This is a genomic window from Rhodococcus sp. ENV425 (genome assembly GCF_002887785.1).
GTDB classification, from domain to species: domain Bacteria; phylum Actinomycetota; class Actinomycetes; order Mycobacteriales; family Mycobacteriaceae; genus Rhodococcus; species Rhodococcus aetherivorans.
This window is the reverse complement of the sequence record NZ_PCZU01000271.1, coordinates 112,647-116,769: the sequence shown is the minus strand read 5'-3', so window position 1 is coordinate 116,769 and position 4,123 is coordinate 112,647. Positions and strand designations below refer to the sequence as shown.

Here is a 4,123-nt window from a genome sequence, read left to right as displayed (position 1 = left end):
CCGGCGGTGTGCCGTGATCCCGGACCGAGCCGGTATTCGATTGCCGGGGCGGGCGTCCCGCCCCGGGTCCTACAGCGCGATGTACTTGGTGTCGAGGTATTCCTCGATACCCTCGGCCGCGCCTTCGCGGCCGAATCCGGACTCCTTGACGCCGCCGAACGGGGCGGCGACGTCGGAGATGATGCCGCGGTTGACACCGACCATGCCGGTCTTCAGCGCGGACGCCACGCGCATCGCGCGGTCGAGGTCGCGGGTGTAGAAGTACGCGGCCAGGCCGTATTCGGTGGCGTTGGCGGCGGCGATCGCCTCGTCCTCGGTGTCGAAGACGGTGATCGCCGCGACCGGACCGAAGATCTCCTCGCGCAGCAGCCGCGCGTCGGCCGGGACCTCGTCGAGCACGGTCGGCGGGTAGAACGTGCCGGGTCCGGCGGGGATCTGCCCGCCGGTGCGGACCCGGGCGCCGCGCTCGACGGCGTCGCGCACCAGTGCCTCGACCGTGGCGCGCTGCCGGGCGGTGATCAGCGGGCCGAGGTCGGTGCCGTCGTCGAGGCCGTGGCCGGTGCGCAGCGCCGCGATGCGGGCGGTGAGCTTGTCGGTGAACTCGCGGGCGACGCTGCGGGCGACGTGGAAGCGGTTGGCGGCGGTGCAGGCCTCGCCGCCGTTGCGCATCTTCGCGGCCATCGCGCCGTCCACGGCGGCGTCGACGTCGGCGTCGTCGAACACCAGGAACGGGGCGTTGCCGCCGAGTTCCATCGAGGTGCGCAGCAGCCGGTCGGCGGACTGGCGGACCAGCAGCTTACCGACGCCGGTGGAGCCGGTGAAGGTGATCTTGCGCAGCCGCGCGTCGGTGAGCAGCGGCCCGGTCAGCGCCGCGGCGTCGGTGGCGGGCAGGATCGACAGCACCCCGGCCGGCAGGCCGGCGTCGGCGAAGACCTGCCCGAGCAGCAGCATCGTCAGCGGGGTCTCGGCGGCCGGCTTGACCAGGATCGGGCAGCCCGCGGCCAGGGCCGGGCCGATCTTGCGGGTGGCCATCGCCAGCGGGAAGTTCCACGGGGTGATCGCCAGGACCGGCCCGACCGGTTCCTTGGTGACGAGGATGCGCCCGCTGCCGGCCGGGGCGGTGGCGGTGCGGCCGCCGATGCGCACGGCCTCCTCGGCGAACCAGCGCAGGAACTCGGCGCCGTAGTTCACCTCGCCGCGCGCCTCGGCGACGGTCTTGCCCATCTCGAGGGTGATGACGCGGGCGAAGTCGTCGGCGCGGGCGTGGACGAGTTCGAAGGCGGTGCGCAGGATCTCGCCGCGCACCCGGGGCGCGGTCGCGGCCCACTCGGCCTGCGCGGCGACGGCGAGGTCGAGGGCGCGCAGCCCGTCGTCGGCGGAGGCGTCGGCGACGTCGGCGAGCACCGCGCCGGTGGCGGGGTCCTCGACGGGGAACGTCGCGCCGGTGGACGAGTCGGTGAGCTTGCCGCCCAGCCAGAGCCGGGTCGGGACGCCCGCGGGGAGGGTGTGGGTCATCGGGTGGCTCCTGCCAGGGTCGGGCGCACGCCCGCGACATCGCGGACGGCGGCAGCGAGGACGTCGAGGCCGTCGGTGAGCAGCTCGTCGGAGATCACCAGCGGCGGCAGCAGGCGGACGACGTTGCCGTAGGTGCCGCAGGTGAGCACGATGACACCCTGCTCGAGCGCCTTCGCGGCGATCGCCTTGGTGGCCTCCGGATTCGGCTGGCGCGTGCCGGGCTGCACGAACTCGACGGCGAGCATCGCGCCGCGGCCGCGGACCTCGCCGACGATGTCGACGTCCGCGGCGAGCGCCCGCAGCCGCTCGGTGGCGATCTGCTCGATGCGCCGGGCGCGGCCGCACAGGTCCAGCTGCTCGATCCGGTCCAGCGTGGCCAGCGCCGCGGCGCACGCGACGGGGTTGCCGCCGTAGGTGCCGCCGAGGCCGCCGCCGTGGACGGCGTCGATCAGCTCGGCGCGGCCGGTCACCGCGGCGAGCGGCATGCCGCCGGCGATGCCCTTGGCGAGGGTCATCAGGTCCGGCACGACGTTCTCGTCGTTGCTGGCGAACCAGTCGCCCGTGCGCGCGAAGCCGGTCTGCACCTCGTCGGCGACGAAGACGATGCCGTTGGCCTTCGCCCAGTCGACGAGGGTCGGCAGGAAACCCTTGGCCGGCACGATGAATCCGCCCTCGCCCTGGATGGGCTCGAGCACGATCGCGGCGACGTTGTGCGCACCGATCTGCTTGTCGATCTGCACGATCGCGCGATGGGCGGCCTGCTCACCGGTGACCTCGGTGCCGTCGTAGTTGCGGCCCTCGCGGAACGGGTACGACGCCGGCACGCGGTGGATGTCCGGGGCGAACGGGCCGAAGCCCTCCTTGTAGGGCTGGTTCTTCGCGGTCAGCGCCATCGTCAGGTTGGTGCGGCCGTGGTAGGCGTGGTCGAAGACCCCCACGGCGCTGCGACCGGTCGCGACCCGGGCGATCTTGACCGCGTTCTCCACCGCCTCCGCGCCGCTGTTGAACAGCACCGTGCGCTTGGCGTGGTCGCCGGGGGTCAGGGCCGCGAGCTTCTCGGCGACGGCGATGTAGCCCTCGTAGGGAGTGACCATGAAGCAGGTGTGCGTGAAGTGCGCGACCTGCTCCTGCACCGCCGCCACGACCGCCGGGTCCGAGGCGCCGACACTGGTGACCGCGATGCCGGAACCGAGGTCGATCAGGGCGTTGCCGTCGACGTCGACGACGATGCCGCCGTCGACGTCGGCGGCGTAGACCGGCACGGAGGAGGCCACCCCCGCCCCGACGGCCGTGCGGCGACGCTCGGTCAGTGCCGCCGAGCGCGGGCCGGGCAGCGCGGTGACCAGGCGACGCTGCTGCGGAAGGCGGTATTCGATGCTCGTCATGGGGGACTTCCTCGGGCTCGGCGGCGTAGAGACGATTCGAGTATGGGAGCGTCCGCGGACCCGAGACAGGGCCGATTCGTACAACCCGGTGAATCGCACCGCGCCATTTCGTCGAGCGGCCTTACGATGGCCCCATGAGCGTCGGCATCGCCTGGCTGCTGCGGCAACCGGGACTGGGATTGACTCTGCGCGGCGGCCGGACCGGGAAGGAGCGGCCGATCGGGTTCGTCCAGCCCACCGAACTGCTGGACCCGCGGCCCTGGCTCTCCGGCGGGGAACTCGTCCTCACCACCGGCCTGGGACTGCAGCCGGAGGAGGGCGGTGACTACGTGCGCCGCCTCGCGGAGGCAGGCGTCGCCGCCCTGGGGTTCGGCACCGGGCTGTCGCACGAGCGGATCCCGCAGTCGGTGCTCGAGGCGGCCGACGCGGTGGGGCTGGCGCTGCTCGAGGTGCCGTACACGACGCCGTTCGCCGCCGTCAGCCGTGCCGTCACCGCCCGGCTCGCCGAACAGCAGTACGAGCTGGTGCGGCGCGCCGCCGACACCCAGGTGCGCATCACCCGCGCCGCGCTGCGCGGCGGCGTGGCCGCGATCGTGCGGGAACTGGCCGTCGCCACCAGCGCCGCCGTCGCCTACCTCGACGAGCGCAGCGGGGAGGTGGTCGCCCACCCCGAGGCCGCGGCGGAGCTGGCAGAGCAGATCTCGGAGCTGCGCCGGGACGGTGCCGGCTCGGTCACCACGAGCCGGCCCGGCCGGACGCTGACGGTGCAACCGGTCACGCACGCCGGCCTCGTCAGCGGACACCTGGCCGTGCAGGCCGACCGCCCGCTCGAGAACGTCGAGCTCGTCCTGATCGGCCACGCCGTCTCCCTCGTCACCCTCGAGCTGGACAAGCCGCGGCGGCTGCGCGCGGAGCGGAATGCGCTGGGCGCGAAGGCATTCGGCCTGCTCGTCGACGACGTCCTCGACTCCGGCGACGCCTTGGAGTATCTCGCCGACGCGGTCGGCGCCCGCAACCGCATCCGGATCCTGCGTCTGCACACCCCGGCCGCGGCCGACGTGCGGCGCGTGCTGGACACCGGTCTCGGCGCCCGGCAGCGCCCGCTGTACGCGCGCAGCGGCGACGAGGCGCTCACCGTGCTGCTGCGCGGTGAGGACACGCTGTCCGACGTGGCGGCGCTACTGGCGGACCTCGCCCCGTCGCAGGCGCGCACCCTCCGCGCC

3 protein-coding genes are annotated in these 4,123 nt (G+C 73.7%); 1 reads left to right on the top strand and 2 read right to left on the bottom strand.

Annotated elements, in window-relative coordinates:
* Positions 1-69: 69 nt before the first annotated feature.
* Together CQZ88_RS25490 and gabT are read right to left on the bottom strand one after the other, a co-directional pair.
* A complete protein-coding gene (locus tag CQZ88_RS25490; RefSeq protein ID WP_102800483.1) occupies positions 70-1,515 on the bottom strand; it encodes an NAD-dependent succinate-semialdehyde dehydrogenase in 1,446 nt (481 codons plus the stop codon).
* The gene (gene gabT / locus CQZ88_RS25485; RefSeq protein WP_102800482.1) at positions 1,512-2,900 is read right to left on the bottom strand and encodes a 4-aminobutyrate--2-oxoglutarate transaminase; all 1,389 of its coding nucleotides are present in this window, start codon (positions 2,898-2,900) and stop codon (positions 1,512-1,514) included. The genes CQZ88_RS25490 and gabT overlap by 4 nt, the downstream gene beginning before the upstream one ends.
* A 134-nt stretch (positions 2,901-3,034) precedes the next feature.
* On the opposite strand from gabT, the gene CQZ88_RS25480 reads away from it, so the two are divergent.
* A partial coding sequence (locus CQZ88_RS25480; protein ID WP_258008790.1) for a PucR family transcriptional regulator ligand-binding domain-containing protein occupies positions 3,035-4,123 on the top strand: 1,089 nt, incomplete at its 3' end.

What these genes read in the sequence shown, in the direction of transcription:
- CQZ88_RS25490 (WP_102800483.1), bottom strand. Translation starts at nt 1,515, where the DNA reads ATGACCCACACCCTCCCCGCGGGCGTCCCGACCCGGCTCTGGCTGGGC.
- gabT (WP_102800482.1), bottom strand. Translation starts at nt 2,900, where the DNA reads ATGACGAGCATCGAATACCGCCTTCCGCAGCAGCGTCGCCTGGTCACC.